The sequence below is a fragment of the Paenibacillus sp. KS-LC4 genome (genome assembly GCF_036894955.1).
In the GTDB taxonomy this organism is placed as follows: Bacteria; Bacillota; Bacilli; order Paenibacillales; family Paenibacillaceae; genus Pristimantibacillus.
In genome coordinates this window covers 1,012,669-1,039,268 of record NZ_CP145905.1, presented here as the reverse complement: position 1 = coordinate 1,039,268, position 26,600 = coordinate 1,012,669, and the positions used below count along the sequence as shown (strand labels likewise).

22 protein-coding genes are annotated in these 26,600 nt (G+C 43.4%); all 22 read right to left on the bottom strand.

Annotated elements, in window-relative coordinates:
• Positions 1-20: 20 nt before the first annotated feature.
• The gene (locus tag V5J77_RS04405) at positions 21-3,395 is read right to left on the bottom strand and encodes a DUF5704 domain-containing protein (RefSeq protein ID WP_338554583.1); all 3,375 of its coding nucleotides are present in this window, start codon (positions 3,393-3,395) and stop codon (positions 21-23) included.
• A 7-nt stretch (positions 3,396-3,402) separates the two neighbouring features.
• Positions 3,403-4,695, bottom strand: a complete 1,293-nt coding sequence (locus V5J77_RS04400; protein ID WP_338554582.1) for an S-layer homology domain-containing protein — start codon at positions 4,693-4,695, stop codon at positions 3,403-3,405.
• Between the two features lie 309 nt (positions 4,696-5,004).
• The gene (locus V5J77_RS04395; protein ID WP_338554581.1) at positions 5,005-5,142 is read right to left on the bottom strand and encodes a hypothetical protein; all 138 of its coding nucleotides are present in this window, start codon (positions 5,140-5,142) and stop codon (positions 5,005-5,007) included.
• Positions 5,143-5,335: 193 nt separating this feature from the next.
• Positions 5,336-6,232 (bottom strand): hypothetical protein, encoded by an 897-nt coding sequence (locus V5J77_RS04390; protein ID WP_338554580.1) that lies wholly within the window; start codon positions 6,230-6,232, stop codon positions 5,336-5,338.
• 124 nt (positions 6,233-6,356) lie between these two features.
• The gene (locus V5J77_RS04385) at positions 6,357-6,959 is read right to left on the bottom strand and encodes a pentapeptide repeat-containing protein (protein WP_338554579.1); all 603 of its coding nucleotides are present in this window, start codon (positions 6,957-6,959) and stop codon (positions 6,357-6,359) included.
• 16 nt (positions 6,960-6,975) lie between these two features.
• Positions 6,976-9,192, bottom strand: a complete 2,217-nt coding sequence (locus V5J77_RS04380) for a hypothetical protein (RefSeq protein ID WP_338554578.1) — start codon at positions 9,190-9,192, stop codon at positions 6,976-6,978.
• A 111-nt stretch (positions 9,193-9,303) separates the two neighbouring features.
• A complete protein-coding gene (locus V5J77_RS04375; protein ID WP_338554577.1) occupies positions 9,304-9,594 on the bottom strand; it encodes a WXG100 family type VII secretion target in 291 nt (96 codons plus the stop codon).
• A 113-nt stretch (positions 9,595-9,707) separates the two neighbouring features.
• Positions 9,708-10,682 (bottom strand): hypothetical protein, encoded by a 975-nt coding sequence (locus tag V5J77_RS04370; protein WP_338554576.1) that lies wholly within the window; start codon positions 10,680-10,682, stop codon positions 9,708-9,710.
• Positions 10,669-11,214, bottom strand: a complete 546-nt coding sequence (locus V5J77_RS04365) for a hypothetical protein (protein WP_338554575.1) — start codon at positions 11,212-11,214, stop codon at positions 10,669-10,671. The genes V5J77_RS04370 and V5J77_RS04365 overlap by 14 nt, the downstream gene beginning before the upstream one ends.
• An 18-nt stretch (positions 11,215-11,232) precedes the next feature.
• Positions 11,233-11,601, bottom strand: coding sequence for a hypothetical protein (locus V5J77_RS04360; RefSeq protein ID WP_338554574.1), 369 nt, complete (start codon positions 11,599-11,601; stop codon positions 11,233-11,235).
• A gap of 8 nt (positions 11,602-11,609) precedes the next feature.
• Positions 11,610-12,125: a hypothetical protein gene (locus tag V5J77_RS04355; RefSeq protein WP_338554573.1), complete on the bottom strand. Its 516-nt coding sequence runs from the start codon at positions 12,123-12,125 to the stop codon at positions 11,610-11,612.
• Between the two features lie 36 nt (positions 12,126-12,161).
• Positions 12,162-12,662, bottom strand: a complete 501-nt coding sequence (locus V5J77_RS04350) for a hypothetical protein (protein ID WP_338554572.1) — start codon at positions 12,660-12,662, stop codon at positions 12,162-12,164.
• A 13-nt stretch (positions 12,663-12,675) separates the two neighbouring features.
• Positions 12,676-14,757 (bottom strand): hypothetical protein, encoded by a 2,082-nt coding sequence (locus V5J77_RS04345; RefSeq protein WP_338554571.1) that lies wholly within the window; start codon positions 14,755-14,757, stop codon positions 12,676-12,678.
• Positions 14,754-16,601 carry a pilus assembly protein CpaF gene (locus tag V5J77_RS04340; RefSeq protein ID WP_338554570.1) on the bottom strand — a complete coding sequence of 616 codons (1,848 nt, stop codon included), beginning with the start codon at positions 16,599-16,601 and terminating at the stop codon, positions 14,754-14,756. Before V5J77_RS04340 ends, V5J77_RS04345 begins: the two co-directional genes overlap by 4 nt.
• On the bottom strand, positions 16,594-17,424 hold the full coding sequence (locus tag V5J77_RS04335) for a hypothetical protein (protein WP_338554569.1): 831 nt from the start codon (positions 17,422-17,424) through the stop codon (positions 16,594-16,596). The genes V5J77_RS04340 and V5J77_RS04335 overlap by 8 nt, the downstream gene beginning before the upstream one ends.
• The gene (locus V5J77_RS04330) at positions 17,425-17,997 is read right to left on the bottom strand and encodes a hypothetical protein (RefSeq protein ID WP_338554568.1); all 573 of its coding nucleotides are present in this window, start codon (positions 17,995-17,997) and stop codon (positions 17,425-17,427) included.
• Between the two features lie 5 nt (positions 17,998-18,002).
• Complete coding sequence (locus tag V5J77_RS04325) at positions 18,003-19,070, bottom strand: hypothetical protein (RefSeq protein ID WP_338554567.1); 1,068 nt, start codon at positions 19,068-19,070, stop codon at positions 18,003-18,005.
• A gap of 50 nt (positions 19,071-19,120) precedes the next feature.
• Complete coding sequence (locus tag V5J77_RS04320) at positions 19,121-19,462, bottom strand: WXG100 family type VII secretion target (RefSeq protein WP_338554566.1); 342 nt, start codon at positions 19,460-19,462, stop codon at positions 19,121-19,123.
• A gap of 52 nt (positions 19,463-19,514) precedes the next feature.
• The gene (locus V5J77_RS04315; RefSeq protein ID WP_338554565.1) at positions 19,515-20,981 is read right to left on the bottom strand and encodes a hypothetical protein; all 1,467 of its coding nucleotides are present in this window, start codon (positions 20,979-20,981) and stop codon (positions 19,515-19,517) included.
• A gap of 12 nt (positions 20,982-20,993) precedes the next feature.
• Positions 20,994-21,248 carry a hypothetical protein gene (locus tag V5J77_RS04310; RefSeq protein WP_338554564.1) on the bottom strand — a complete coding sequence of 85 codons (255 nt, stop codon included), beginning with the start codon at positions 21,246-21,248 and terminating at the stop codon, positions 20,994-20,996.
• Between the two features lie 35 nt (positions 21,249-21,283).
• A complete protein-coding gene (locus V5J77_RS04305; RefSeq protein WP_338554563.1) occupies positions 21,284-21,976 on the bottom strand; it encodes a hypothetical protein in 693 nt (230 codons plus the stop codon).
• 47 nt (positions 21,977-22,023) lie between these two features.
• Positions 22,024-26,016, bottom strand: coding sequence for a type VII secretion protein EssC (gene essC, locus V5J77_RS04300; protein WP_338554562.1), 3,993 nt, complete (start codon positions 26,014-26,016; stop codon positions 22,024-22,026).
• Between the last annotated feature and the right edge of the window lie 584 nt (positions 26,017-26,600).

Genomic DNA, 26,600 nt, shown 5'->3' with positions numbered 1-26,600 from the left:
CACCTCCTCGCTTACCCGTTCTATCTCCCCGTGCCTTGGAAGTCGTTACGCACCGAGAAGCTCGATTCAAACATTGCAATATCTCCATATTGAAAGCAGTACGTCTGACCGCTATAGCTCACGCTGCCAAGCGGCTGCCCTTCAATTTCCCACATATTCGCCATCGGCGCGTCATACCGAATTTCCGGATTTGCCTTGCGCTCCTGCTGGTAGGCGCTTAGATCAAAATGAACCATCAGATAGCCATTTTTCAAAAACGCGCCCTCACTGCCATTGAGCGCCCCGCCGTTTTGCCTGGCCACCTCTAAAATATTCGTGCCCTTCGGCAGCACATACGGTGCGATTGGCAGGCTATACTCCCCGTACCATCGCTGCACGCTCCGCAGCGCTTGCACCGCATTCACACTAGCCGGCACCTGTGCACCGCTTGGCCCCACTAGTGTACGGGACGCATACGACAGCTCCTCTAGGCTGTAGCCTGCACTAATAACCGTTTTCCGCGTAATGTAGTGCTTCCAGAACTTCTCCCACGAAGCGCCAAACCGATTCGCTGGCGATAACAGATAATCATATTCATAGCTCGCTGCTTGGCTCAGCGAGGTCGTCGTCACCCCGCGCAGCAGATCCGCCAGCTGATACGTTCGGCTGTACAGCTCCTGATCCCGCGCTGAGCCCACTTTAATCAGCTTATTCCGTGGACCGGATACGTCGTAGTACAAGTCCACCTCCTGCGCGCTTCCTCCCTGCTTGCTCACAAACCAGAAGCTTGGCTGGATTTGAATACCTGCGTCCTTGCCGCTATAGCTCCCGATGGTTTCAAAGTAGAACGAGATGGGATAGCCATTATGCGGCACCGTAGCCGCTTCCCTTGGATGCGAGCCTGGCCGAATCGGCAATAGCCGTGAAGGCTGGCTCGCTAGATTCGTCTCTTCTCGATCCTTCGTCCGTCCACCCGATTCATAGACATAACCTGAATGCTGCTTCGAGCCTTTCGCCGTGCGAAACACCGATTCATAGCGCAGATCGCCGATGTCCGTGATCGTGAAATCTGAAATGCGGCCTTGCACCGTAAAGAGCAGCGTGCGGCTCGCTCCATAGTTCGCGAGATCACCATTGAAATCCGTCTGATACGCCGACGAGCCATCCGGTGTATTAATCGCCCACGCCTGCGTCACCGCATCGTAGTTCCCTTCCGGTACCCAGACCGGAATGCGGTACGTTTGCTTCGCTGCTCCGACAGGATAATCAATCCACGTTTGCGCGGGATAGAAGGTACTTCCGTGGTACACATCAAACGGGAATACAATTCGTTTGTTTCGCGTATATCTCGCATAGTCCCGGTTGCCGTATCCGAGCTGATTCAAATGCGGCGCCGTCTCATCAAAGTCGACGGAAAACTCCCGTCCCAGCACAAGCACCGTTCGCGCCATATTCGGGATGACGCTCTGATCAAAGCCGCGATTTTCATCCGGTGCTTCGGAATCATTGACCACCGGGGTGTGGACGGTCACCGTATTGAGCCCTTCAATCGGGAACGTTTGAACATCCCCCTCGCCATTGATGCTCAGCAGGCTCTCGTACGACAGGATGCCATCACTCGGCTCATCCCGGCTGTTCGCCCGCGTACCGGGTATGATCAAGCCGCTCTCGTAAAGTACATCCTCCCCAATCTCCTCGGCTTCTACGATATCAATCGGCTCTGGCGTTTCATCGTCCTGCTGCACGTCATCCATAATGACGGAGCCGTCGAAATCCAGTCGGTCATTCCATACCTTGATGCGCCCAACCTGTCCTTCCGCTTCTTCGGTCCAGTCCTCCGACGGTACACTCGGACGCTCGCTGCCGCCATCAAGCGTTTCGCCCGCCAACACCTTCGCACTATATGACGGCTTCTCCATATGCTCAGCCGTCACGCCCCCTTGCACATCAGGTGCGGTATAGCCGTTTGGCAGCAGCGTAATCGCTCCATAAGGCAGTGCATATTGATTCAGCGTTGCTTGCTTCAGTCCCCACGCATCGAACGTCGTGATTTCCCAGTAGGCAAACGGTCGTTCCACGTCATATATATTCGTCACTGTTTCGGTTTCCTGATGGCGAACCGTTCTCGTTCTCGGGTTGCCATCCGCATCCTCACCATCCGATTCCTCGGTTTCCCACTTTAACGTGTACGTTTTGGACACCGGAATTTTAAACGTACACGTACCTATTTCTTGATCAAATGTATAGTCAAAGAGATAGGCTTTGCCGAATACATTCGCATACAGCGCGTCACTGCTCGGAATTCCCTTGCTCACGTCGAACTGCTCTGCTCCTCGCGCATCTGCCCGAATCTCGCCTCGGGCATCCGGCGTAATGGAGGTTTGGCTACGGCTTAGGCCTGGCTGCGGAACGCACATATCGGAGGCCTCGCAGCTACCTCCAGCACAGCCCACTCTAACGACGCGACTGGCAATGAGATCATATCCATCCTTTTGCCAGCGTACGGTTATTTTGGCTGTGCCCTCCCGATGCGCTTCGATCGTTCCGCTCGGTGTTACACTGACAACAGCGGAACGATCTGAACTCCACACCGCCGCAGGGGGATTAACGGCATACCATGTATCTGAACCCTCGAAGCCTTGCGTCAGCACTTCTCCTCGCAGCAAGGTACTTTCACCGACTTGGGTGATTTCATCCCCTACGATTCGTATTTCTTTCGTTTGCCTGTCCTTGCCTCGCCATGTTATTTTTGCTCTAAATTCGTATTCGACGGTATATTTAGTTGGTGTGCCTGGCGTGGTTACCGAAAAAGGAATCTGTCTCGTATAATTAGGACCTCCCGTTTTGACTTTAAATACTAGCTTCTTGCTCAGGTCTCCATTAGGAGCAATCATTTCTCCTTCATAGGCGTCATCAATTTCATCATCTACAAAGCTATGCTCACTTGTATTCGTAGAAATATACCATTCCACTAATTCATCTTTTGCATGCTGTACATTATTAGCATCCTTAAAGATAGTAGGAGCATAAGGCTCCATATCCGTTACACCTGTACGGCTGGTAATAGCAGGATAAGGGTTATTGATTGTCCCAATATTTCTAGCATCCACATAGGTATCATAACCAGCATTGCCCGCCTCTATAGATCCTGCCCTAAAAAATCCATTATCTAGTTGATACCATATCACTTTAGGATGGACGTCTTGAATATTGATGACAGGGTAGGTCTTCGTTTGTTTTCGAGCAGGACCAGCCGGGCTTACCGTAGGAGGTGCTGCTGTTGGAACTGCTGGGCTAGCAGTAATTTGGGCTCCTGCAGCAGCGGCACCCCACTCCTTCAGAAGCCACCCCATGGTGACAAGGAGACTTATTACGCCTAAAGCCTGTAAGCCTTTTTTTAAAACTATCGTTTTCATTCTTCACCTACCTGTGCAATTCCACAATGCCCCATGTTCCGTCTGCCGCCTTAATATCAATAGCTGCGTCGGGATATCTCGATTTTTGCCAAAATCTCACAGGCTCACCTATTGGTAAAAAATCTGCAAACGTTTGATGCTTCTGTAAAGGTCCGAATCGATTTGGCACTGTTGTATAGCCATACACATCAAACAAATCCTCCTTACTATGAATTCGGGAGCCTGCTATCCAGTCAAATGAATTCGAATAGGAGGTAGGATCAGCAAACTCTACTTTTGCCGTTACCGTAACCTCGGTGTAAATACTGAATGAGGTTCCTTGAACACGCGTAAACATATCTGCAAAAATACTCCGATCCTCACTGCCTAGCGGTTGCAAGTTATCTACAACGATAAAACGGTTCATAACCATCGTGCCTCTGTTATATTTCAAGGCCAAATCTTTCCCCATTACATCATAGATGGTAGCTGGCTTCTTACTTAGCGATATCCCGCCTGTCGCTTTACCCAAACTAACCGCGTTCGTCCCGTACACGCCGACTTCTCTTAATTCATTTAAACCTTTATAACTCTCGGCCTTGCTTCCCTCTATTTTTAAATAACGATAGATCATTACAGCGACTTCTGCACGTGTGGTCGTATCATTTAGCCCAAAGCTATCATCCGGTTTTCCTTTCATCAGACCCGTCCCGCGTGCTATCGCTATGTAAGGCACTTGAGTCTTGCTAATCCCAACTTTATACGTTTCCGTAAATGGCAAAAGCGTTCCTTCCACTTCCTTTAGTGCCGTTGCAAAGCTTTCCTCACTGCGAACTAGACCTTGCGTGAACCACTTCGCCATATCATATCTAGTCATCGCTTGGTTCGGATTAAATTTCCCGCCCGTTGCATCGCCGGCCTTAATAAAACCCGCTCCAACTGCACTATTAATCGCACTTGCTGCCCAGTAGCTGCTTGGCACATCCGTAAAATTAACCTTCCCGCCGTCATTTTTATTGTTCGTTATGCGAACCAATACGCTAGCTAGTTCTGCTCTTGTAATCAGCCCGTTAGGCTTGAACTTTCCATTTGCATACCCTTTTAAGTAGCCATCTGCTACCGCCTGCTTAATCGTCGCTTCTGCCCAATGTCCCTTTATATCTGTAAAAGCAGGAGTGACAGACGTACTTGCATACGTTTGTCTTAAACCTACCTGGCTTGATTCACTACTTGCTTGTGCTTTAGCTTGGACGCCTCCACTTGATACAAGCACCCCTACTGCTAGCAGTCCTGCTGTTATGTTTAATTTGTATTTATTCATTGTTATGTAATCTCCTTTTGGGTTCTAATGATATGGACCAATACAAAAAAATGAGCCTATACCGTCATTCTTGTCCAAAGCTTTCAAGAAATTTTCTTATTCTAGTTAATGTTAATGTATTGAGCAAGCCAACATTTAACTCTTCTATTTGTTGGAATAATTCCGTTGTGCTATCATGTATTCTCATTTGGAATTCTTCGTAACTTATTACCACATTGCTCCACTCTCTAGTTTCAATGATCGAGAATGGTTCTTCTGAAATAAATCGATGTATACCTAATACACCTGGATTATTTATTAAGCCGACTGTTAATATATCTTCATCTTTCCTAAAGTCAATTCAATTTGACCAGTTATATCTCCATATGTTTCATCAAATTGTTCACTATTTATTTTCGATAATATTTGTATGTCATCTTCAACAATTCTAAATTGTACTCTAAACATTATTATTCCTCCTAGTATCGGAAGTCTGATAACTTATACTTATGAGAGCCCCACGCAGTTTGAAAAATGCCATTGTCAAATGCAACCGTTATTAATTCTCCGTCTATTTTTGTTGAATATTGTCCATGAGTTATTCCTTTACTTATTGCTTCATTTGCCGCTTTTTCAACTGAAGAAACAATTTGATCTTTAGTTAAATTTTTATTAAAAAGCTTACATCTAATAATTGTTTCTTAACAGCCTCTCTTGATTTAACTTTCAGCATATATGTGATTTGCTTGCTGAAAGATTCAAAAGTATGACCATTCCAAAAATACTTAATGTTACCACTACTCAAATTAAAGTTACCTAACCCCTCTGATTTCACATGGGGCCCCTCAACCTTAGGAACATCAATATCCCCTTTGCTTTTCGGGCCGCTATCCGACTTCCATATATTAGAGAACAAATCGCTGACGTCACCGGGGATGTTTTTTCCGATTCGAACGACTACCGTGCCTCCGCCTATCAAGAGCCCCCAGCTTGCTACTTGGATGGGAGCTACAGCCAAAGCACCTACTCCTGTTGCATACAGAGCCGTTCCCCCTATTTCGCCACCAATACCTCCTGCCATCGCGATGAGGCCGCCCACTAACATCACGGTATCGCCCGTTACTTTCCCGAGCTGATAGCCTACCGTATCCTTAGCCATCCCGCTTCCTTCATTATTGCTCTCTACTACATGCTGCGCTAGACCAAAAAACATGGCATCATCCACCGCCGCTATAAATCCCCCGCTGAAATTATAAAAACCCTGCTTGCCCTGATTCAGTGCCGGTCCCAAATCGGCATACATGTCATTTAACCAAGCATCAGCTTGATTATAGCCTTCTATTATCATTTGCTTACCGCTTGTTAATCCTTCACTTAGCAGCTTCTCCAACTGAGCTGTTTTTTCCTGGAACCCGTCTAATACCTCTTTGCCTTCTGCTTGAATTTGCTTCCATCCGTCTGCTAAGCCCTGCTTTGTCTGCTCGACGGTTTGTCTCCAGAACTTCTCCAGAGCACCTTCTTCCTTTAAATACGATAATTTTTTGATTAGCTGTACCATGAAAAAATGCCACAATACGCAAGCTATCTCGCATTGTAGCATTCTACATGTATGCTAATAGTATTGTTCGATCTATACCCTATTGATGTAAAGAATTAGCTTATCTAAGTGTATTCCTTAAATTCTACTGATTATTCAAACTGTTATCTTTTACCCATCTTGCAGCTTCTTGACCTAATAGAATTATTGGATTTTCTGGAGTACCGATATTAATGCTATGAAAATTCGCCTCATCAATTCCTTTAATATTTTCTAATATCACTCCATTAAATGACACATTTTCAAACCTTGATTCACTTATATCTACATTATTTAATCTCGCATTGCTAAAGTCTGTTAACGTAAAACTAATAGCCGACAAATTACAATCCATTAAACTGGCATTTTTAAACGTTGCTTCCCAACAATCACTTCTAGCAAACCTAACGCTAGTTAAAGTTGCACTAGAAAAATTAGTATATGATAAATCTGTTTTATAGAAGTCACAGGTATCTATATTAGCACTTTCATAAGTTGATGAGCATAGAACCGATGCATGAAAATCCTTATTTTTTAAATTAAGATTATTAAAAATACAATTTATTATATTTGCTTGTTCCAAAAATCTATCAGATAAATCAAAATTTCTAAAATCCACTTCCTGCAGCCTTAATTTATCTCCTTCTTTACCGCTTGTCTCAACCCATTTTCTATGCAATTCAAATTTCCTAGTAATATTTTGCATCATTTTTTCACTTACCTCCTTAAGGGTACCATATTATTCTTTCCAATACTCCCGCTTCCTCAATTGCTTTCTTCAGTTGTTCAACATGTTCAGGTGTCAATTTTCTTGTATCAATAATTACATTATGACCCCTTTCAAATTCTGTATATATTTTTTGCATACCTTTTTCAACTTTAAAAGCACCATCGCGTACCTTAGTGATAGGTATCCCGTTATGGCCCAAAGGATATGATTCAAAGCTTTTTATATCCCACTTGATTCCTGTAGTTGTATCAATAAATTCCGCTCCTTTAGATTCTTGTAGGTCACGAACAATTTTACCGAGAATGCCTCTATCTTCTAAATTAAGACCTATCTCTCTTTCTTTCAATCCTTGTTCTTCTATTCTTAGAGCATGGGAGGGATCTCTTGCTAAATCCTCCAACTCTGCTTGAGTTCTACCCCCAGTATAGTTTCCTGCTTCATCATATAGATTAGGCTTACTTCCTTTACCCGTCCCCCCAGTATCAACCTTAGGAACATCAATATCCCCTTTGCTTTTCGGGCCGCTATCCGACTTCCATATATTAGAGAACAAATCGCCGACGTCACCGGGGATGTTTTTTCCGCTTTGAACGACTACCGTGCCTCCGCCGACCAAGAGCCCCCAGCTTGCTACTTGGATGGGAGCTCCAGCCAAAGCACCGAATCCTGTTGCATACAGAGCCGTTCCCCCTATTTCGCCACCAATACCTCCTGCCATCGCGATGAGACCGCCCACTAGCATCACGGTATCGCCCGTTACTTTCCCGAGCTGATAGCCTACCGTATCCTTAGCCATTCCACTTCCTTCATTATTGCTCTCTACTACATGCTGCGCTAGACCAAAAAACATGGCATCATCCACAGCCGCTATAAATCCCCCACTGAAATTATAAAAACCCTGCTTACCCTGAATCAGTGTCGGTTCCAAATCCGCATACATATCATTTAACCAAGCATCAGCTTGATTATAGCCTTCTATTATCATTTGCTTACCGCTTGTTAATCCTTCACTTAGCAGCTTCTCCAACTGAGCTGTTTTTTCCTGGAACCCGTCTAATACCTCTTTGCCTTCTGCTTGAATTTGCTTCCATCCGTCTGCTAAGCCCTGCTTTGTCTGCTCGACGGTTTGTCTCCAGAACTTCTCCAGAGCACCTTCTTCCTTACCGTCTGTCTTCGGTACTTCTGGCTCCTTTGGCTGGGGACCATATTTACTCAAAGCTTGGCTCGCTTGCAATATTGTCAGCAGGTCTTTTAGACCGCCCTTGACTTGTCCCTGCTGTACAGCCGTGACTAATCCTCCTGCTGCTTCCCGAATCGTCTGCTGCAACGCATGAATTTCCTTGAGCTGCACCCTCGCCAGTTCACCTGCCGGACCCTGCGTTTGCGCCATCATCACCATAAACAAATAGCGATCGTTGTCCGGTAGCGGCACCCGCGTCGTCAGATCCCCTTCCAGCGCGAACGATGGATCATAGTCACACGCCAGCAGCGGCACCTGCTTGAAATAGCTCGTCATATTCACATTTGGGGCAAAATAGCTCCCTGCTACGCCAAGCGCCTTCAGCTTCTCTCGGCTAATCTCCGCCTGCTTGTGCATCTCCGCCATCAGCAGATGATTGCCGAACTGCTTGTACACCGCATACGCCGTCTGCGCCTTCGCAATCAGATCCCGCTCCGCGAAGATCGCCTCCAGCTTCATTTCCGCATCCAGCTTCTCTGCTGCTGTCGCACCTTGCAGGCCTGCGACCCGCCGCAGCTCCTTCACCAACGGATCGCTTGACCAGCGGTCTCGGCTGGCTTGCGGCAAGATTCGGTCGATTAGATTCGTCACCATCGGACGGAAGGTGACGGGCACGGGCGTATAGCTGCCGCCGCCTGTCGTCCCTACCCGCTTCAATAGGTCAAAACGCTCCAGTCCGCTCAGCCCCTTCGCCAGCTGCTTCGCTTCCTGTGCTGCTTCCGCCTGCACCCGCTCGATGCCCTTCAGCGCTTTGCTGATCACCTCCGTCATCTGCTCGGCTTCCTGCGTCAAGCCCGTCAGCTGCCTCTGAATCTGCTCCAGGCTGCTCAGCATCGGCAGAGAGCGGTCCCAGCTCGCGATCTTCCCGCTCACCCGCCGTCGCAGCTCATCCGTGTCCGCTCCGATTCGCACCATCTGCTGCTGCAGGCGCCTCACTTCATCCGGTTTAAATACGACCTGCTTTCCCGCCATCTTCCCCCTCCTTACAGCAAATTAAGTATAAAAATAGCTATGCAAATTTTGCATAGCTATTTTTATATAATCTGCATGAGTTGTCTAAATACTATTTTTTAAATCTAGTATTTAGAATTTTTGAGAGCTGATAACGTTATTGGAAAGCTCTTCGTATTTCGCCGATACGTTAATCATATGCTTCGATAGTCCTTCAAGAGCGTCACCAAACTTTTGAAACGTTGGCTTCATTCCGCGAACCTGTTGTATAAAGTCTTTAGCCGCTTTATCGCTCCATACGGATTCCAGTTGATCAATCGTGCTCATAACATTTGCCAGAAGAGCATCGAATTGCTCTTTTTGACCATGTACCTTTTGGCCTTGACCTTTCAAACCGTCATAACTCAGTCTAACCTCTGCCATTATAAACACTTCCTTTTCATATAATTACTTATTTTACTTCTTTTGTATTATAATACATAAACAAATTTTTATCCACACTTTTATTAATTTAATTCAAATATTTTCTTTATGTTTTAGCATTCATTCAAAAAATAACCCTTTCTAACCGCTTCTTCTGTATCGTAAATCGTTTCAATTACCGTTATTCCAGATGACGGTACGCATTGCTCAGGATACGCATTGTGTCTGCCGCTTGAAGCAATTGTGCCCACCCATGCCTTACGTTGAACGACGGCACTGCCTGCGAAGGAATAGGCATCCAAGCGTTCCCCACCAGGCAAAGGATAACCCTGAATAAATGCCATAAAACCCATATCTTTGATCGACTGCTGATCAATGCCTTTAGGCAAAGTAAACTGCACAGAAAGCCCTAACCGCTTAGCAATCTCCATATGCCTGTTAATCGCCGTTGCCATATCTCGCTCAATCAAGGATGTAATCGTGCTTTGCCTAATCTCTTTAAACTGTTCAAGGGTAAGAAGCGGCGCCAAATTCGTCTGCGTACTAAGAGATTCATAGTCGCCCTGATAAAAACGATTTTGTCCCTTGTCATAGACTAGCGCGTTGTTATCCATAGTGAAATAAATGGTATTGCCATTTCGCAGCTGATACAGAAAGGAGCGTGCAGGCCAGAAAACCGAAGTAAGCTCCTGCCCCCCTTCATAGCTAGCCGTATCATCCAGCGTCACCATGACATATCCGTTATAACGAATCATGACTAGGGCAGGGATATGCAGCTTTAGGTTTTGAATAGCTACGGCATTATTTTCAATGCCAAACTTTAATGCCAAATTTTCATAAAAAACATTGATCATCTCTTGATCCAAATCTAATTGCTTTTCCTGCTGATATCTAACCGATACCGTCGTTTGCTGTGATTCCAGACGAGATAAATAAGCACCCGTATCATCAACCGCAGCTTGAAAATCGCTCGTATATCGCCTATGCATTTCCTTGTTAAAGCTCTCTAAATCCTGCTTGGCATCATTTAATACAACGAGAGGAATGGCAAGCACAAGAAATAGAAGCAGCACGCTAAGGGGCCTCATTTCTTACCATCCCCCCGTACTTGATGTTGATGGGTACATTCTGACTCTTAAATAAGAAGGTTCGAAAATTTGATGCCAGCGTCGTCCCTTTAAGGGAAAGGCGCACATTAAATAAATCTCCGACGAACATATTAAAGCGGCGATTCGGATCGTCCTCTGCCAAAGCGCTGTTGCCATACAACCGATTCAATATTTCTTTTGTGTAATATCCGTCGTAGCGAACATTAAAGCTGTTCTGAAACGTTGAAAAGTCATTAGGGTCCGTGTAGTTTGGCTGTAGATTTTTTTTGTAATATTCAAGCTGAACCTCAAATACGCCATAGGATGCGTCCAGTGAAGAGAGAAATATTTTATAATCATACAAGTCCACATAGCCCTTCGAGCGCACCGTATCCACAAATTCAATGGTTGCCGCATTCGCACGCTGCTTTATTTCCTCTTCAACGTTTTCCGACTGACGATAGGCAGGATATATAATGAAAGCAAATACAAGTAAAATGACGACCACGATTCCCTTTAATGCGTCAGCCACACTTGTCCCTCCTTTCCATCAGTGACTGGCGCGAACTGCTGTAATTTTGCCATTCGTTCTCGTTACTGATAAGGTATAGCTTAATCCTGACACCCCTCGAAGATCGATGTCCTCAATATCCGTGTCAGCATCCACCCGAATGCCATCAATTGATAAAGTGTACTCGCCATTCAGAGCAAAAGGTACCATGCCTATGACCTGATCTCCGTTAATTTGATTCAGGTTCCCTGTACCTTTATATAAAGCTGTAGATACATAAGGTGTTGTCGAGTCAAGGATAGGCAGTTGCTCCAACTGGTTGCTCTCATTTTTCAAAAAGACAAAGCCGCCCATCATAAAGAGAAACCATGCGAACAAGGTGAATAAAAATTGTCGTGTTGTGTTCATGGATTAACCTACTTCTTTTGATCAAAATAAATTAGCCTGACTTCTCCGTTTTTGTCCTTAAAGGTTCGTGAGGTGAACACCGCAGTTGTATTAATATAATTTGTGCTTTTCGTTTGATCCTGCATAGTAGAAACATCAATTTGTTGCCCCGTTTGACATTCATATTCAGATACATTTACAAAGAAATTAGTAGTGCTCGTACTATATGGAGCCTCATAACAAATACTATAGTTATTTTTAGCATAAAATCCTGTTGTGTTTTCCCCCGTTTTAATAAAAATAGAAAACTGAGGACGACCACTATAACGAGTGGACGCATTAATAACATCCTGCCCCGAGACGTCTTTATTGTCATAGCCACTGAATTCTGCCTGATTAATCAGCTTCGTCTGGGCGAGCGTCTGCTCTTGCGCCCGGTTGAAATATCCATTAATGACGAGATAAATACTCACTGCTGCGGCTATGATGAGAATCGTAACGATAACCCCAATAACCCACTTTAACCCTGTTGAAATATTTTCCATTTTACTCATCCTTTATAAATATATTGGTCTTGCATACTATTGCGATCGAAAATAAATAGCTTGAATCGTGTTGTTTGCATCCTTAATTAGCGTCGCTCGGAACCGGGACTGGGGAGCGATATAATACGAGCTATAACTGCTCGTCAAATCATCCTCATCGGCATAACAATTATAAGAAATACCTTCCTCTATACGCCCGGACGAATAATTAAAATTTTTGCAAGCACTCGATATTTCGTCTGGCCTCATCCCGAAATTGGTGTAGGTCCCATTTTTATAAAACTGAACATACAGAACGAATCCCTCATGCGTCGCATAACGTCGATAGGCGGTTACAATTTGCGAACCGCTGACGAGCTGATTGTCATACGCTGAATATTGCTGCTCCGTTAGCTCTCTCGCCTGAGCAGCAGCTTGTCCATTGGCAAGCTGCAGCACCGGCTGCGAAGCGCTCCATAAAAACATGCCGGAGGTAATAATCGCCAGCGTAATAAGGATGGATATCGTTGTTTTCAGGAATACCGATATATTTTCCATCGAATTCCCTCCTCTACATCTTGCTTGTTAGTATCGTTAAATCACTAAGCTGTTGGAATGCCATATAAGCAAAAGGAAGCAATAAATATAAAGCAAATGTTGCCTGAATAGGCAGAAAGCCAAACATTTTTCCCAGTGTGCTCTTCGTGCTAATCGTCTTCTCATAGTGTTCCTTGCGCTGATCCATAGCAAAGGCTCTTTCCGCCTCCATATCATCGAAGGCTTCTTTCACAGGAATCAAGTCAGCAGCAACCTGCAAACGATCTGCCAGCCGTTCCAACGGCACAAAGCGCGCATCGTCCTTCAACTGCTCTATCGCTCCCCATGCTCCAGCCTCATAATCCAGCATACAGCGCAGCAATTGCCTTTCGAAAATGTAACTATAGCGATGAAGCCACTCAATGATTTCGTATACGCTAATATTCGGAAAGTTGGATAACATCATAGACAGCGTATTAAATCCATCTACTTCATTTTGCATTTCCCATTTTCTAATTTGCTTCTGTATAACCATGTAGACGTCAGGAGAGTAGAAAAAGGCCAACGCTATGCAAAAGGCAATTATTAATTCATACCATTTATAATATTCACTCTTGTATGCCTCTACCCGCTCCATAAGGCCAGCGGCGTATTTAGCTTCATCCAAGCCCTCCGGCAAGTAGTTTTTATTTTGAAGATTTTTATAAATATAGGCTGATGCTTCATCTGGAGGAATATCTTTAGCTACCAGCTCGCCAACAAGTGAATTTTCAAACCGATAACGTTCCTCGCTTAGCAATCTTTGCGATTCAGGCTGGTTTCCTCCCGTAGTAATCGCTATATTGGGCTCCAGCACGTTATGCTTGATCGTCTGATGAATGGAAACCTGAAATACGATAATGACCAAAAACGCGACTACAGAGACAATTATTTTTTGCAAATAATAGGCGTGAATCGTAAGCGATGAGTTTGCTTCTTTCAGTCTATTCAATGCTTTTAAATGGAGAGCATCATGCTCAGCGGGCGTAATCCGCCCAACCAGCTGTTTTATCCCTTTAATCTTGAGCAAACGATTCAGCCATTTCCCCTCATCTTTAACCGCCTGCGCATCTCCATCTACCCCTTTCAAAATTCGCAAGGCAATAAAGGAGGTTGCAAAAACAATGTAGAGCAGAATTAGCGAATACAAGCCCCAGGCGGAATTATAATAATCCGATACAATCGGAAACATGCTTTCGGCCCAATTGCGGATGGGATCAAGCATAAAAATAGGAGAAACAGCTACAAAGACAATACCAGCCAATAAGCGATCAATTCGCTCTCTGCGATTAATATCCAGATGAATTTCTTCACGAATATTGCCGAGCATCGCTAAATAAATGGATTTTTCGCCTTTATGAATATCTACATCGCCATACTCACCAATTTTGTAGCTGACACCTGCCAGTTGCTTCATGTAGCGATTTGGTGCCGTATCATAATATTTTTGCAGCTCGTCTTGCGGGTCTACAGCACCTAATATGTTGGCGATTTTCCTCGCATGCTCCGCAACAAGCGGTTTTGAGCGCTCTGCAGCATTTTCCAAACTAACCAGCACCATGTGGGTTTGATGATACTGATGTCTGATATCCAAAATCATGGATGACTGATCATATAAAATTTGCTTGCTTAAGCGACCGATAAAAATATCACTCAGCACACCGCTTAAATAAACGGAGACTAGCACAATCGACATTCTGCTGAACCAAGAGGAGGTCCATAAGAAAGAAACAATACTAAGCAAAAGCACACAAGCCATTATGCCTATAGTCAGAGCCGCCGCTTGGCTTCGTATAACCGTGTCATTGCCTGCATGAATAACGGTCAATCTCACTCTCATGCGATGAAGCACATTACGCACAAAAGGAATTTCATCCAATATAGGATAAGCAGTCAGCGCAAGCTCCAGCCATTTGCGTTCTTTGGGCTTAGAAGGGAGCAACGCTTTTAATCTTCTCTGTTCCTTATATTGCGAGCCCTTCAGCTTGTTTTGAACCCATACGTAAACAGCTAATAAGGCTAAAAGCAAACCAACTGAAATCAAAATGATAATCAGCAGTATGGATTGCAAACTCATGCCGCTTCCCCCCAATGGGCCAATAAAAAGGCTTTAAAGCTTTCGGCATCATCATGATCCATATTTTTGAGCATTTCTTCCGCTTTACGCGCTGTTATTCTATCCTTCACCACGTATTTATCATTTTCCCAAACAATTACGTCTCTATATTGATAGGACTGTCGATCCGTTACGCGGCCAAAATATTCGGTCATCGTATCCATAAAAGCATCCAGCTTATCGGTTACATTTTCAGCCTCTTTATACGTTTTTGGATATTCATATTGGGTATCAACAGGAATGATTTCCGTGATGCGCTCAACGAACCGTTTCCCCGAGCGAAGAACCAAATGAACATTAAAGCCCAATGCCTCAACAACCTGACTTTCGGCTATTTTCTCATTGGAAAAAGCGCCCGAAGCAATCAAGCTGTTACGGAGGGCATTAATCAAATTGGCTAATGTTTTGCCATGATGCGTGAATAAGGTATACTCCGAAGCAACCTGCGCTGCCTGAATGACATAACTAACAACAGAATGCGTAGCCGCCTCACCGACAATGTTAACCGCACCGTCCGTCTTCTTCTGAACATCCAGCCCGTCTTGCCCACTAACGGTTGGCGTTTCTCTAAAGGAGAGAATATTTTTGTGAGGATACATTTTTCGCGCCCAAATTTCAAACGACGTCTCCTGAATCCGTATGTTTTTGGCATAAATATATTTGATTAAAGCCTTAAGCAGTGTTGTTTTACCCGAGCCCTGACGACCGGTTATAGCTGTAACCTGATGCCCCAAAATAAGATAAATGAGCATATTAATAACGAGCTCAGATCCTTCATCCTTAATCTGCTCTTCCAAATCAGTAAGCGAATCATTAAATTTTCGAACGAAGAAGGCCCAGCTTTCCGCCATTTTCGGTCTGACGACAACGACCCGGCTGCCATCCGCCATATCGTTAATAATGTAGCCTCTAGCCTCATTGAGCTGTCCCGGATTGCCAAACCCATAAATATTTTGGCAAACACGCTTTAATTCTTGCTCGGAGCCGAAGCTCAGAAACTCCAGCTGCAAGGATTTTCCCCGATAAAATATCCATATGGCATCATAGGACCTCGCAATAAATCTTTGTTGATTTACATAGTTATTAATATCAATATTTTGCACGACATCTGGAGGCATACCGCTTGTTCCGCCATTAATTCCGTCTATATTCTGATCACGGAGCTCATCAATAGCACCTAAGCCTTTATATATTTGATAGGCTCTTTGTACAATAATGTCGACCTTATCCTGAAAGGTAAGCCTCGGCTTTTCCGCCAGATAAATGCTGCGAATTTGTTCTTCCGTTATACGATAGCCTTTTGAGCCATCCTCCAGCTTTACGAGCTGGTCTAAATCATATTTATCAATGAGCTTGTTAAAAGCCTCTTGGCGATGATCTTTCTGAAAAACATGCAATAAGATTTCAAAACAATCCTGAGAGCTGAGCTTATCCATATTATCGAATCTAATAACGGTATTCACATTAGTCTCATTTAATCCATAAGTATTCAATAATAAGTCTCGCATATAAAGCTTTACAAACTTCTTGGCTGACAGGTCACCGTGCATACAGGAACGCAGCGCCTTCTGCAATTCCCTCCTGCGCGCCTTCCTACGATTGTATTCTTCCACGCCTGGACTGCCCTCATATAAAGAGGAAGCGATAATTTCTTCGAAAGCTTTTCTAATAAACACAACAATTTCATTCATGTCGTATTTCAAATAGTTAGCGGATTCTTCCTTTGAGTTCCGCTTCGTCATCCAGAAATATAGAAATCCGATAATAGCTATAACCACAATGACAATCAGAATAAAATTAATCATTGCCGTCATCCCCCACAGTTGCGTACATATTTAAAGCGCCAAGAATCTGCTTCCCTACATGACGTATAGAACTGGTGAAATAAGCATCCTCATTAAACTCAAGAAACCGTTTTTTAGCCAGCCTTGCCTTCAACAAATAGTTAATAATATTTTGATCGTTTTGTGCATCCATATAACGCACATTATGTGGCACGTAACCGATCTGCTTCTTGTTAATACCATACTCTCTTGCTATGCGGTCTATTGTCATTTTGGAGCTTCGCTCGTAGGAGCCAATACAATACACGACCGGTTTTTCATTCAATACAGAGGGCCAGTCCTCTTTTCCAAAAAAGGAATCCAGCACGGAGCGATTTTGACTCAAGTTAATAACAATTAGGTCGGCATGCTGCATCACTAACGTTGACATTTCATTGCGTGTGCCCGAGGATACATCCATAAACAACAATTCATAAAACTGTTTATAGGTTTCAAAAATATGGGGAAGCACCTGCCGCAAGGCATCCTCATCCTGATTAGAGGGACCCGCTATTAAATCCAGCCTGTCCTTCAAAATAGACTCCGAATTGTCTCTAACTCCTTCAGCGGTCAGCATCCCACACTGTACGAGCCGCTCAATAGCCCCCATTCCTACAGCGGATATGGAGGAGGTGCTCGTTTGCCGCAAATTGCTATACGCCTTCTCCAAGGTTGAACGCTCAAAGTGGGTATGTGTCATTAAAATTCTTAAATGATGATCAAGCGCTATAGTGGTAGCAGCAGCAATCATGTTAGAGGTCGTTCGAACCTGTCCATGGACAGGCCCCCAGAAAGCTACAAGCATTTATTTCCCCCACTTCCGTGCAAACTTCCAAAGCTTCTTCACGTCTTCTTTTGGAACGTTACAAAATTCAATTAAAAACTCGTTAATAGCCTCCGCAAAATCCGAGTCCACCTTCATCGTAATATGTCCGTCATGCACCCAATCAATCTTTCGCTTGGAGCTTGCCATATAACTAATAATGGACATGATCATCGGAAAGGACTTTTCAATAAATCTCACATCTAAGACGCTTTCCTCTTCTATAACGAGCAATGCGCTAGGGATTACTTGCTTACTCAGAAGCATCTCCACATGCTCAATAGACTTCCGTTCGTAAGTAGTAGCGAAGATAATCGTCGCATCCGAAACACCTGACGGGATATCCATATGCCAATCATATAAAATAATATCCGCCTGCACCTGCTGCCCCAACGTTCCAATCATTACTCCAGATACTTCACCCTCAAAATAATCATAGTTTCTGGAGTTATCCGTAATGATTGCAACTTGCTTCTCCGTATGCAGCTTTAGCATCACAGCGGCAGCTAGAATAAAGTCATGCTTAAGACAATCGCCAGTCACAACAACGTTCATTCTTTTTATTGTCCTCCTAATACATCTGAGTCTATCCCTGTAGAAGTTTGATCATCTAGATTAGGTTTCCCGACACTTGGATCGATAGAGCTGCCATTTTCGAACGATTCCGTCTGTCCATTGCCTGTTTCAACTCTTTCAACAATGCCCTTAACGGATTGTGAGTCATCAACCTGCGCCTCAACGGCCCCCTCTTGAACAATTCGCGAAGTCACACCACTTCCGATTGGCGCGTTAGCCCCGATTCTAAATCGGTCGTCCGGCTTGATGAGTGCCAGTCGTTTCTCCAAAGCCACTCGAATGCTTTCGGTTAGATCCCATTTTGCTTGATCTACTATCATTGGATTCGTTCTAATTAACTGAATTACGTCAATATTCGGAATATAAGTAGCAGTCGGTTTTGGTTGTAGCTCTGGCTCTACATATTGCTTCATATATAATTCAGCATCATTAATATAAGCGTCAACAAGTGCAGCTTGCAGCATAACCGCTTCTTCTTCCGTGTCATTAAAGAAAGCATATTGCTTGTTCAAATCAATTTCTTCCAGCCTCTTTTTCGCTACAATGATATAATCCTCACCGTTCGGAAACACAATTCGGATATCCACAACATCATGTTTCTTCGCCTTTAGAGGAAGCTTAATATATTGAGTCTCCTCTTTACGCTCTGAAGGATCGAGCTCCGCCGCATCTCTTACCATTTCCGACGTAACAGCCGTCCCATATTCCGCGTCTATTTTTAAATGCTTACCAATAATATCCTCTTTTTTCACAATTAAATTACTTGGTGTAGCAAACCCGGGAAGAAAATCCTCTATAAAATCATCTTCCTCGATGACCTCGCCGGCATATTTCATAGTAGCTAAAATAAAAGCCTTGTTCGAGGGATCGCGATACCTGTCCAAAACTTCATTTTGCTCAGCAAGCTGTTGTTCATAAGCAAACCTTTCATCAATTAGCTTCGCATTGTAATAACGAGAGCTCATAAACCACACGCCTGATGTTAATAGAGCAGCTAGCCCTCCGGAAATGATGATATTTTTCATCATCTTCTTATTTCTACGTACAGCCAATTTACAACCTCCATCTATATAATCTGTCCACTACTCATGAATGTGATGAATTACTTAGTCCTTACCGTTGTTGTCGTTTTGGCAGCATTTTTGGCAGCAGCTTCTTGCTCTCGCTGCCTTGCTGCCTCACGTTCTTTAGCAAGCTCCTCTTGCTTTAATTGGCTGGCGTACTGATTAAGGCTTGTTTGCACTTGCGAAAGCTGCCGCTGAACCTCATTCATAGCTTTAATCCAGCCTTGGCATTCCGCTGCGAATTGAGCCTGGCCCATTTCGTTCCAGTAGGAGGTCATGCCTTTAATAGATTGGCTCATCTCACTGCTGCATGCTTGAGCGCTTCTTATTAGCTCCGTACATTGGGTACTATAGCCACTAACCTGCATCGAAGTAACCATTGATTATCCTCCCTCTTATTTTAGAAATAAATGAATGAATGCAATGCAGCTTTTATTGACTTTCAGGCACAATGGCTATTCCCATAAACACTAGAAGTAAGGTTACAAAAATAACAGATCCGATAATAATCCAATTAATAACCGGCTTACGGAACAGCTTCTTTTGACTGCCTAGCAATCCGCTTGCCCATTCCACTGCTTGTTCACTTGGGTAAAGGGGATCGTCATGATCGGGAAGCAACGTCGCTTGAATTTCTACAAAATCCTTCTTCAGCTTTCGCAGTACATCCTGATGCCCCTTTTCCAAAAGCAATCGGCATCTTTTGCGTTCATGCGGTGTCAGCGTATTGAGCTTTTCCTTCAGAAGCTCATATTTCCACATCGCGCCATTTCCCACCATAATAGGGATTTGGGAATTCCACCATAACTCTAGAGCGCTTATGCCTCTACGTTCCTTATGAATATCCACCCACAAAATAATATGAGTGAAGCCACTAGTCATTAGCTCCGATATATCCCAAATGTAGCCTCTTCTATAGAAGGTAACTCCTTCATACTCAAACATATTTGAAGAGGAATCCTCCTTCTCACCATCAAAGGCTACTTCCTCTAGCGAGCTTATTTCAGGCCGATCATCCCCACAAACTAAAGGCTTCCAGCCCAGCTTCGCCAAACTTGATGCCATTAGAAAGGCCGCCGCACCAACATCCTCTTCACCACCGACTCCACACACCCCGATAATGAGAGGTAAGTGACTCCCCGTCATTATCCTTTCTGCGGAGGATATAGGAGCAGCATCTATATCTTCATCTTGCTCCACCTCTGGCTGTGGCAAAGGGCTTTCTGTTCTAGGCCTTATATGTGAATTCGCTCTGCTCTGTTCATTTCTTATGCCGCCTGTCGGAGTTGGTGACGGAGACGGAGACGGATTCACTCTCCCTCCAGGCGCACTTGAAGGCTGCGGCCTTGTTAAAGATTGTAAAGTGCCGTTATCTGGGGGCGGATTAGCACTGCCTCCCCCTCCTTGACCAGCTTGATCTTGATTAGCTGAACGAATAAAGGGAATTCGCCACTTCTTTTTCCCCAATATATTGTAATAATCTCTGGTTGTTTTCTTCTCTTTGATCCAATTAAGAATATCATCACTTTTAAATTCAACTGTAAATTGAAGATCATGCACACCCATGTTAACCATGGCTCGTATAAATTCAACCTCATTTTGCAAGGCAGTATCCAATTGAACAATAAGTCTAGTGTATTTAAGCCGCTTTCGAACAGCCTGCATTAAGGCTACAACCTCATCTGGGTTAACAGGAATTCTCAGCCCTGCTCCTCCCTGAATAATGATGGTAGCCGATGAATCTACTTCCTTTGAGCGCAACCCCTGAATAAGTTGACTCAAGCTATCATGATTGCCAGAAATAACGAACCCTTCATTTTCTAGCGTTCGTGAGAGCAGCATGGTCAGCTCAGGAGCGCAGACTAAATGTATCTTTTTAATAAGAAGCCCTCCTTCCACTACAAAATATATTTAAATTAAAATAATACGAATAAGCGATCCATCTCCGAAAATAACGTTGGACAGTCGTTCATCCTCTTCAAGGCTATTCCATTGTTCACCCGTAGAGCTAAATTCACATTTAAACTGATGCTGATCCGGCAACAAATAAGCAGATTGTAAAATGACGAGCAATTTCTTTAGCGTTATGCCAAGCGAAACCTCTAAATCTTGCACGGTTTCGGCTTGACCCGAATTAATAATAAAAGTGATGATTGCACTTTGCATATGTTTTACCACCTAACGGTTTCAACTTTAAGCTGTTAGAACCAGGAATAAATTTCATTAATGGCTTCTGGCAAGCTCAATAATGAACGATTATAAATTCCAAGCTCATCCTTCTCCATTTTCCATAATTGTTTTCCCTCTTTTAAAATAGCGAACCAGCTTACAAGCTCGCTCTTTTCACCTGAAACCTCGAATAAGCAGAGCTTTGTTAAAAACGCATCTTTTTCCATCGCATCGACAAGCCACTCCTGTATTTCTTCAGAGGTCTTCGCTTCATTCGTGAGCACTTCTCCCTCATCCAGTGAGAAGCGCTCGGTTATTTCCACTTGTATCTCTTGCAAACTATAAAACTTTCTAATGATATAACTTTGGCTTTCCTCATCATAATGCATACCGAAAACAGAAGGCTCCGCTGCAAAATATAACACTTCTCGTTCAGTCCGCTTATCAAGCTCGACAGACTGGCTGTAATATTTCACTGAAGAGGTCGCCAGCTCTATGAATTCATGCAAGGCAGCATTAATTTTAGCAACGCCATCAAAATCAATTTCGATAAGCTGCTTATTTTCCAAGGAGCGCTGTTGGGCGTTCATCGCATTGCGTATATCTCCATCAGAGGCAAAGTCAAGCTTCAGGCTGACACCGGGAATGCCCGCTCCCCCGATTAAAGAGGTAAGATAAACAAGTTCATACTCACTTAATTGAAAAGTCTCTCTAATAATATCCATGATTCTCCACCTATAAAATCAATTGGCCCCACTCAGCAATTCTGCTTCTACAATGCGGTCGGCATTTTCAATCTTCTAATTTCATTTTTCAATATGAGCCTTGCTTCGCCATCTTGCATCTTGCGATTTAATTCTTGGAAGTCTCCTTTATAGCTGTCTCCAATAAGCGTTGTATGCTCGAACGGCTTGCCTCCAACCAGCATCTTGGACTCCCCTTCAGCCAGCAAAGGCACCAGTGACGTCACCAACTGCAATTGATCTATATCATCGGCAAGCCCGCCAATTAATAAGTGAACCCCCAAGCCACCGCCAAAACGAGCGATCCGCTCCAAATGCTGCAAGGAGTCACCATCCATGAGCTCGATCGAAGCCTTAAGATCTGGAAGGCAAATAATGAACAGCGGATATTTACTGAGGATATAGTCGCTTTCGTTAAACTGATCAGGATCATCCATATTCGCAACATATTCACGGGAATCATTTTTACGAATTTGCAATTGCTCTATAACAGAGTGGGTTAACAATGAAAACTCGCTTTCCGTTCGCATATAATGAACATTTTCCATATGGGCAACTTCACTTGATTTAAGAACGCTCGAACTATCGAAAACATTGATTTTCACCCGTTCAGCCTCCAGAAAAGCGCTCATGGAATGAAGCAAGGTAGCAAACAGAAGCTCCGCACTTACCGTTGGAGCATAAGAAATAAGAAGACTATTGCTGCTGCTTGCATCCACCACAAACGGAAGAGTATTGTCCCAATCCAGCCCGATTGGAAATGCATAACCCTTCCCTTCCCGATCACCGTCGTTTATTTGGGCATTCGCAATAAAATCCTTAATGCTAAGCTCTTCCGGAATAATAGCAATTGTTTTTACCTGTTTCTTTTTCCACTTATCCTTCATTTGCCCCGATAGTACACGAATGCCTTCAGCAATCTGGTCATCGCTTCCCCCTTCAACAGGGGTAGCTCCTTGGAATTCTAAAGGTATTTGATCTTTCACAAGTCCCCGTCCAACAACCTTAGCGGGCTCCAACCCCTCTGTACGTCCAACGATACTTGAGTAATCGGAGGAATCCACCATTTGAAATACAATGGATTGCTTTATATTTTGAGCAATTCGGTAAGGGAAAGTATTGATGGCATTGCCTGTAAAAACAAAATAAATACCATAATTTCCACCTTCCCTTACTAGCTTCCCTAACTCCAGCACTTGTTCCACATAGCTTTCCGCGAACCCCGTATAGTTATCTAGTGCTACAACGATAGAAGGGATCTCTTCTTTTGTATAAGAACGGTAAGCCACCAGATTGCTTATCCCCAGCTTAGAAAACTTCCGCTTGCGATCTTCCAATTCGTTTAATAGCAGTTGCAGTAATTTATCTACCTTCTGCTCATCTTCTGGATAAATAACGTCGCCGAGATGAGGAATATCATTAAAAACACCTAACGTTCTCGTACCAAAATCCAAAATATAAAAGTGCACATAGTCAGGATTATATTTCAGCGCAAGCGACATCAAAATGGTTTTTAACATCGTTGTTTTCCCACTGCTCGGCGCACCATAGATAAGCAGATGTCCATCTCTTCCAAAATCAATTTTGAGCTGGTATTGCGCTTGCTGTGATGGGTTATCAATTAATCCAACAGGAGCTACTAGATAATCACTCGGGTCCGTCCATTGCTGCCCATCCCAGCCTTCCTCATCGACCAATAGTTCCTGAAGGCTCAATAATTCCGGCAGTGGCGGCAGCCATAATTGGAAGGCCTCCCGAATATTCCTCTCCTCAGATACTTGATTAATATATTTCACTACGGATTCCAGCTGATTTAAGCGTTTAGACTCATTATTATTGCTGACTTTTGGCAAAAGGCGCTTACGCTCACCATTGAAGCCAAGAGCGTTGGCTTTAATTTCAATTTCTTGCTCACTATCCGTGTTATTATAAGGGGCACCACTCCATGAGGATTGGAACAAGGTAAATACTTCATTATTGCCCACCTGCAAATAACCTCTGCCTTTTTCCTTGATCTCAGCGGCATCAGGACGCTTTAACATCTCCTGGCTATCTGATGGCGTCTGAACCTTCAAGCATAATTTAAATCTGGAGTTACTCCATATTTGATCATCAACGACACCAGAAGGCTTTTGAGTTGCTAAAATAAGATGAATGCCCAAGCTTCGGCCAACCCTAGCCGCACTTACAAGCTCCTTCATAAACTCTGGCTGATCAGATTTAAGCTCTGCAAATTCGTCCACAACGATTATTAAATGAGGCAACGGCAATTGAACCTTTTGCTCGCGATACAACACAATGTAATCGTCAATGCTTGTTACTCCCGCTTCCCCAAACAAACGCTGTCTACGCAAAAGCTCGCTTTTGATCGAGGCCAGCGCTCTATTTATTTGGTTGCCGCCTAAATTCGTAATCGTCCCAACTAGATGAGGCAAACCAGCAAAGGCATTAGCCATTCCACCGCCTTTATAATCAATGAGTACAAATGCAATCTCATGCGGATGATAATTAACGGCTAAAGCCAGCAATAAGGATTGCAACAGCTCACTTTTCCCCGAGCCCGTCGTCCCTGCTACTAGACCATGGGGTCCATAATTTTTCTCATGCATGTCAAATAGCAAGGTTTTGCCTGCACTAGCCTGTCCAAGTGGTACCGACAGCGTTCGATTAGCCTGATTTGTGCTCCACCGATTAGTAACGTTCAATTCCTCGACAAGCTTGACATTAAAGCTATCTAGGAAAGTAACCATTGGAGGAATAAAGCTATTGTTTTTCGTCTCTTTAATCGTTAAAGGAGCCAGCATTCTCGCAAAAATCTCTGCATTTTTGCTGCTTACGCTATCAGATAAAAAATGATAGGTGCTTTGCCCCATACAATGATTTAAATCCTTCCTAGTCATGCCTTGGCCGTTCTTCACTTCAAGAATGACCTGGGAATTCAACGGAAGCGCTACATCAATTCTCTCCGAAATAAAGATGCTCGTTATTCCCAACGAATCATTGTTTGAAACAATATATTTCATTAGATCGGACTCTTCCCATAATTCGGGAGCAAGCATGAGAAAAACGTAGTGTGGAAGCTTGACCGTCTTTGTTCCATAGGAGGGCTTGTCCTCTTCCCGCCTCTTCATTTCCGGCAATAGAACGTCTGCAAGGATAGATGCTTCATACTCATTGCTAGCTAAAAAACGAATATCACGATCTTTATTCCAAGTGTGCGGCAGCCACTTTGTCCATCCCCACATTTCCATCTCGGTCTGATCAAAAAGACCTACAATTTTCACATCATCGAAACCATGATGAGTAGTCAAGTGTACAAGCATAGCATTCAAAAACTCGCTAACCTCTGCCCTTTTCCCGAAGAGCCCCAATGTGTTAATCGACTGTAAAGGAATCTGCACGGGCACATCCTGAACAAAGGCCAATTCTTCACAGATCGTGCTCGCTATTTTTTCTAATGGGTTATCTTCATCTACCGCTTTTGTATTGGAGGTGTATGTAGGATTAAGAGCTAAGGGCTGCATGCCATTCCCTATTCTTATCGTTAAAAAGTCCGTCTCCATTGCCGTTCGTTCCCACAATTGCTTCTGTCTTTGTCTAACAATGGAGATACATTCATCTATCGAGGGAGATATAACGCGGAGTGCTTCCCGTTGCTGATTAGATGCTTCCAACAATTCATAACGGATATTGAATAGGTAATCGAGGTACTTTTTCTCCTGCTTTTTCGTCTGCTCTTCATGCTTCTTAACGGTTGATCTGTAATTTAGTATAGATACAACTACCGTTACGGTCGTCATTCCTATTGTAGAAATTAACATAATATGTGATTTAGTAAGAGTTGACATAAATATAGCAACAACAAGCATGGCTAGCGGAGGAACTAAAATCGTAAGCCAAGCAAATGTTGGCTTGCCTAGTGGTTTTGCAGGGTCCTGAAGTACTAGTTCACCTTCTGGGTAATAAGGCATAATTCTAGGTGTCCTTTGAATTTGCGTGTCATTTTCGTTTTTTATATCCATATTATTTACCACCATTTATCAGATTTTTTAATAAGGGAAAATATATAAATCAAAATTATTTAATGATAATAAAATATTTTTTATGAAATAACTTGATTATTTATCATTTCTAAAATCAAAATTAAAAACACTTATTCTCATTAAACCCTCTTTTAGACGATTTCATTTTTCGATAATTTCCAACATAATTTTCGTTATTATTATACACCCAATTCTTTGAAAATTTCAATACATTAAATTACTACCTGTACTAATGAAATTAATTTGTAAAACGCTCGTTTTAAATAGAAATTAATCGAAAATTTTATTTACTTTAAATTACTTTAATTAAGGCGTTATACCGACATTTATTTTTGTGAATAAATAATCGGAAGCTCAGGGTGAGAGTAATTAGTCCTATTTAACGACTTCCCGATTCAAATGACTGCTAACAATCATTAAAAATGGGTAAATTAACCTAATATTAAAATTATGTTTTTATTCATATTTCTCCCTCTATTTCGACATTCCAGTAACATGGAGTTTACTATCTGTATCAGTTATAAACCACATATTCCAAAACTTTGGTGTAAACACGTCTCTTT

What these genes read in the sequence shown, in the direction of transcription:
- V5J77_RS04340 (WP_338554570.1), bottom strand. Translation starts at nt 16,601, where the DNA reads ATGATTAATTTTATTCTGATTGTCATTGTGGTTATAGCTATTATCGGA.
- V5J77_RS04390 (WP_338554580.1), bottom strand. Translation starts at nt 6,232, where the DNA reads ATGGTACAGCTAATCAAAAAATTATCGTATTTAAAGGAAGAAGGTGCT.
- V5J77_RS04370 (WP_338554576.1), bottom strand. Translation starts at nt 10,682, where the DNA reads ATGAGGCCCCTTAGCGTGCTGCTTCTATTTCTTGTGCTTGCCATTCCT.
- V5J77_RS04335 (WP_338554569.1), bottom strand. Translation starts at nt 17,424, where the DNA reads ATGCTTGTAGCTTTCTGGGGGCCTGTCCATGGACAGGTTCGAACGACC.
- V5J77_RS04375 (WP_338554577.1), bottom strand. Translation starts at nt 9,594, where the DNA reads ATGGCAGAGGTTAGACTGAGTTATGACGGTTTGAAAGGTCAAGGCCAA.
- V5J77_RS04310 (WP_338554564.1), bottom strand. Translation starts at nt 21,248, where the DNA reads ATGCAAAGTGCAATCATCACTTTTATTATTAATTCGGGTCAAGCCGAA.
- V5J77_RS04355 (WP_338554573.1), bottom strand. Translation starts at nt 12,125, where the DNA reads ATGGAAAATATTTCAACAGGGTTAAAGTGGGTTATTGGGGTTATCGTT.
- V5J77_RS04360 (WP_338554574.1), bottom strand. Translation starts at nt 11,601, where the DNA reads ATGAACACAACACGACAATTTTTATTCACCTTGTTCGCATGGTTTCTC.
- V5J77_RS04400 (WP_338554582.1), bottom strand. Translation starts at nt 4,695, where the DNA reads ATGAATAAATACAAATTAAACATAACAGCAGGACTGCTAGCAGTAGGG.
- V5J77_RS04350 (WP_338554572.1), bottom strand. Translation starts at nt 12,662, where the DNA reads ATGGAAAATATATCGGTATTCCTGAAAACAACGATATCCATCCTTATT.
- V5J77_RS04395 (WP_338554581.1), bottom strand. Translation starts at nt 5,142, where the DNA reads ATGTTTAGAGTACAATTTAGAATTGTTGAAGATGACATACAAATATTA.
- V5J77_RS04305 (WP_338554563.1), bottom strand. Translation starts at nt 21,976, where the DNA reads ATGGATATTATTAGAGAGACTTTTCAATTAAGTGAGTATGAACTTGTT.
- V5J77_RS04330 (WP_338554568.1), bottom strand. Translation starts at nt 17,997, where the DNA reads ATGAACGTTGTTGTGACTGGCGATTGTCTTAAGCATGACTTTATTCTA.
- essC (WP_338554562.1), bottom strand. Translation starts at nt 26,016, where the DNA reads ATGGATATAAAAAACGAAAATGACACGCAAATTCAAAGGACACCTAGA.
- V5J77_RS04345 (WP_338554571.1), bottom strand. Translation starts at nt 14,757, where the DNA reads ATGAGTTTGCAATCCATACTGCTGATTATCATTTTGATTTCAGTTGGT.
- V5J77_RS04385 (WP_338554579.1), bottom strand. Translation starts at nt 6,959, where the DNA reads ATGATGCAAAATATTACTAGGAAATTTGAATTGCATAGAAAATGGGTT.
- V5J77_RS04380 (WP_338554578.1), bottom strand. Translation starts at nt 9,192, where the DNA reads ATGGCGGGAAAGCAGGTCGTATTTAAACCGGATGAAGTGAGGCGCCTG.
- V5J77_RS04320 (WP_338554566.1), bottom strand. Translation starts at nt 19,462, where the DNA reads ATGGTTACTTCGATGCAGGTTAGTGGCTATAGTACCCAATGTACGGAG.
- V5J77_RS04405 (WP_338554583.1), bottom strand. Translation starts at nt 3,395, where the DNA reads ATGAAAACGATAGTTTTAAAAAAAGGCTTACAGGCTTTAGGCGTAATA.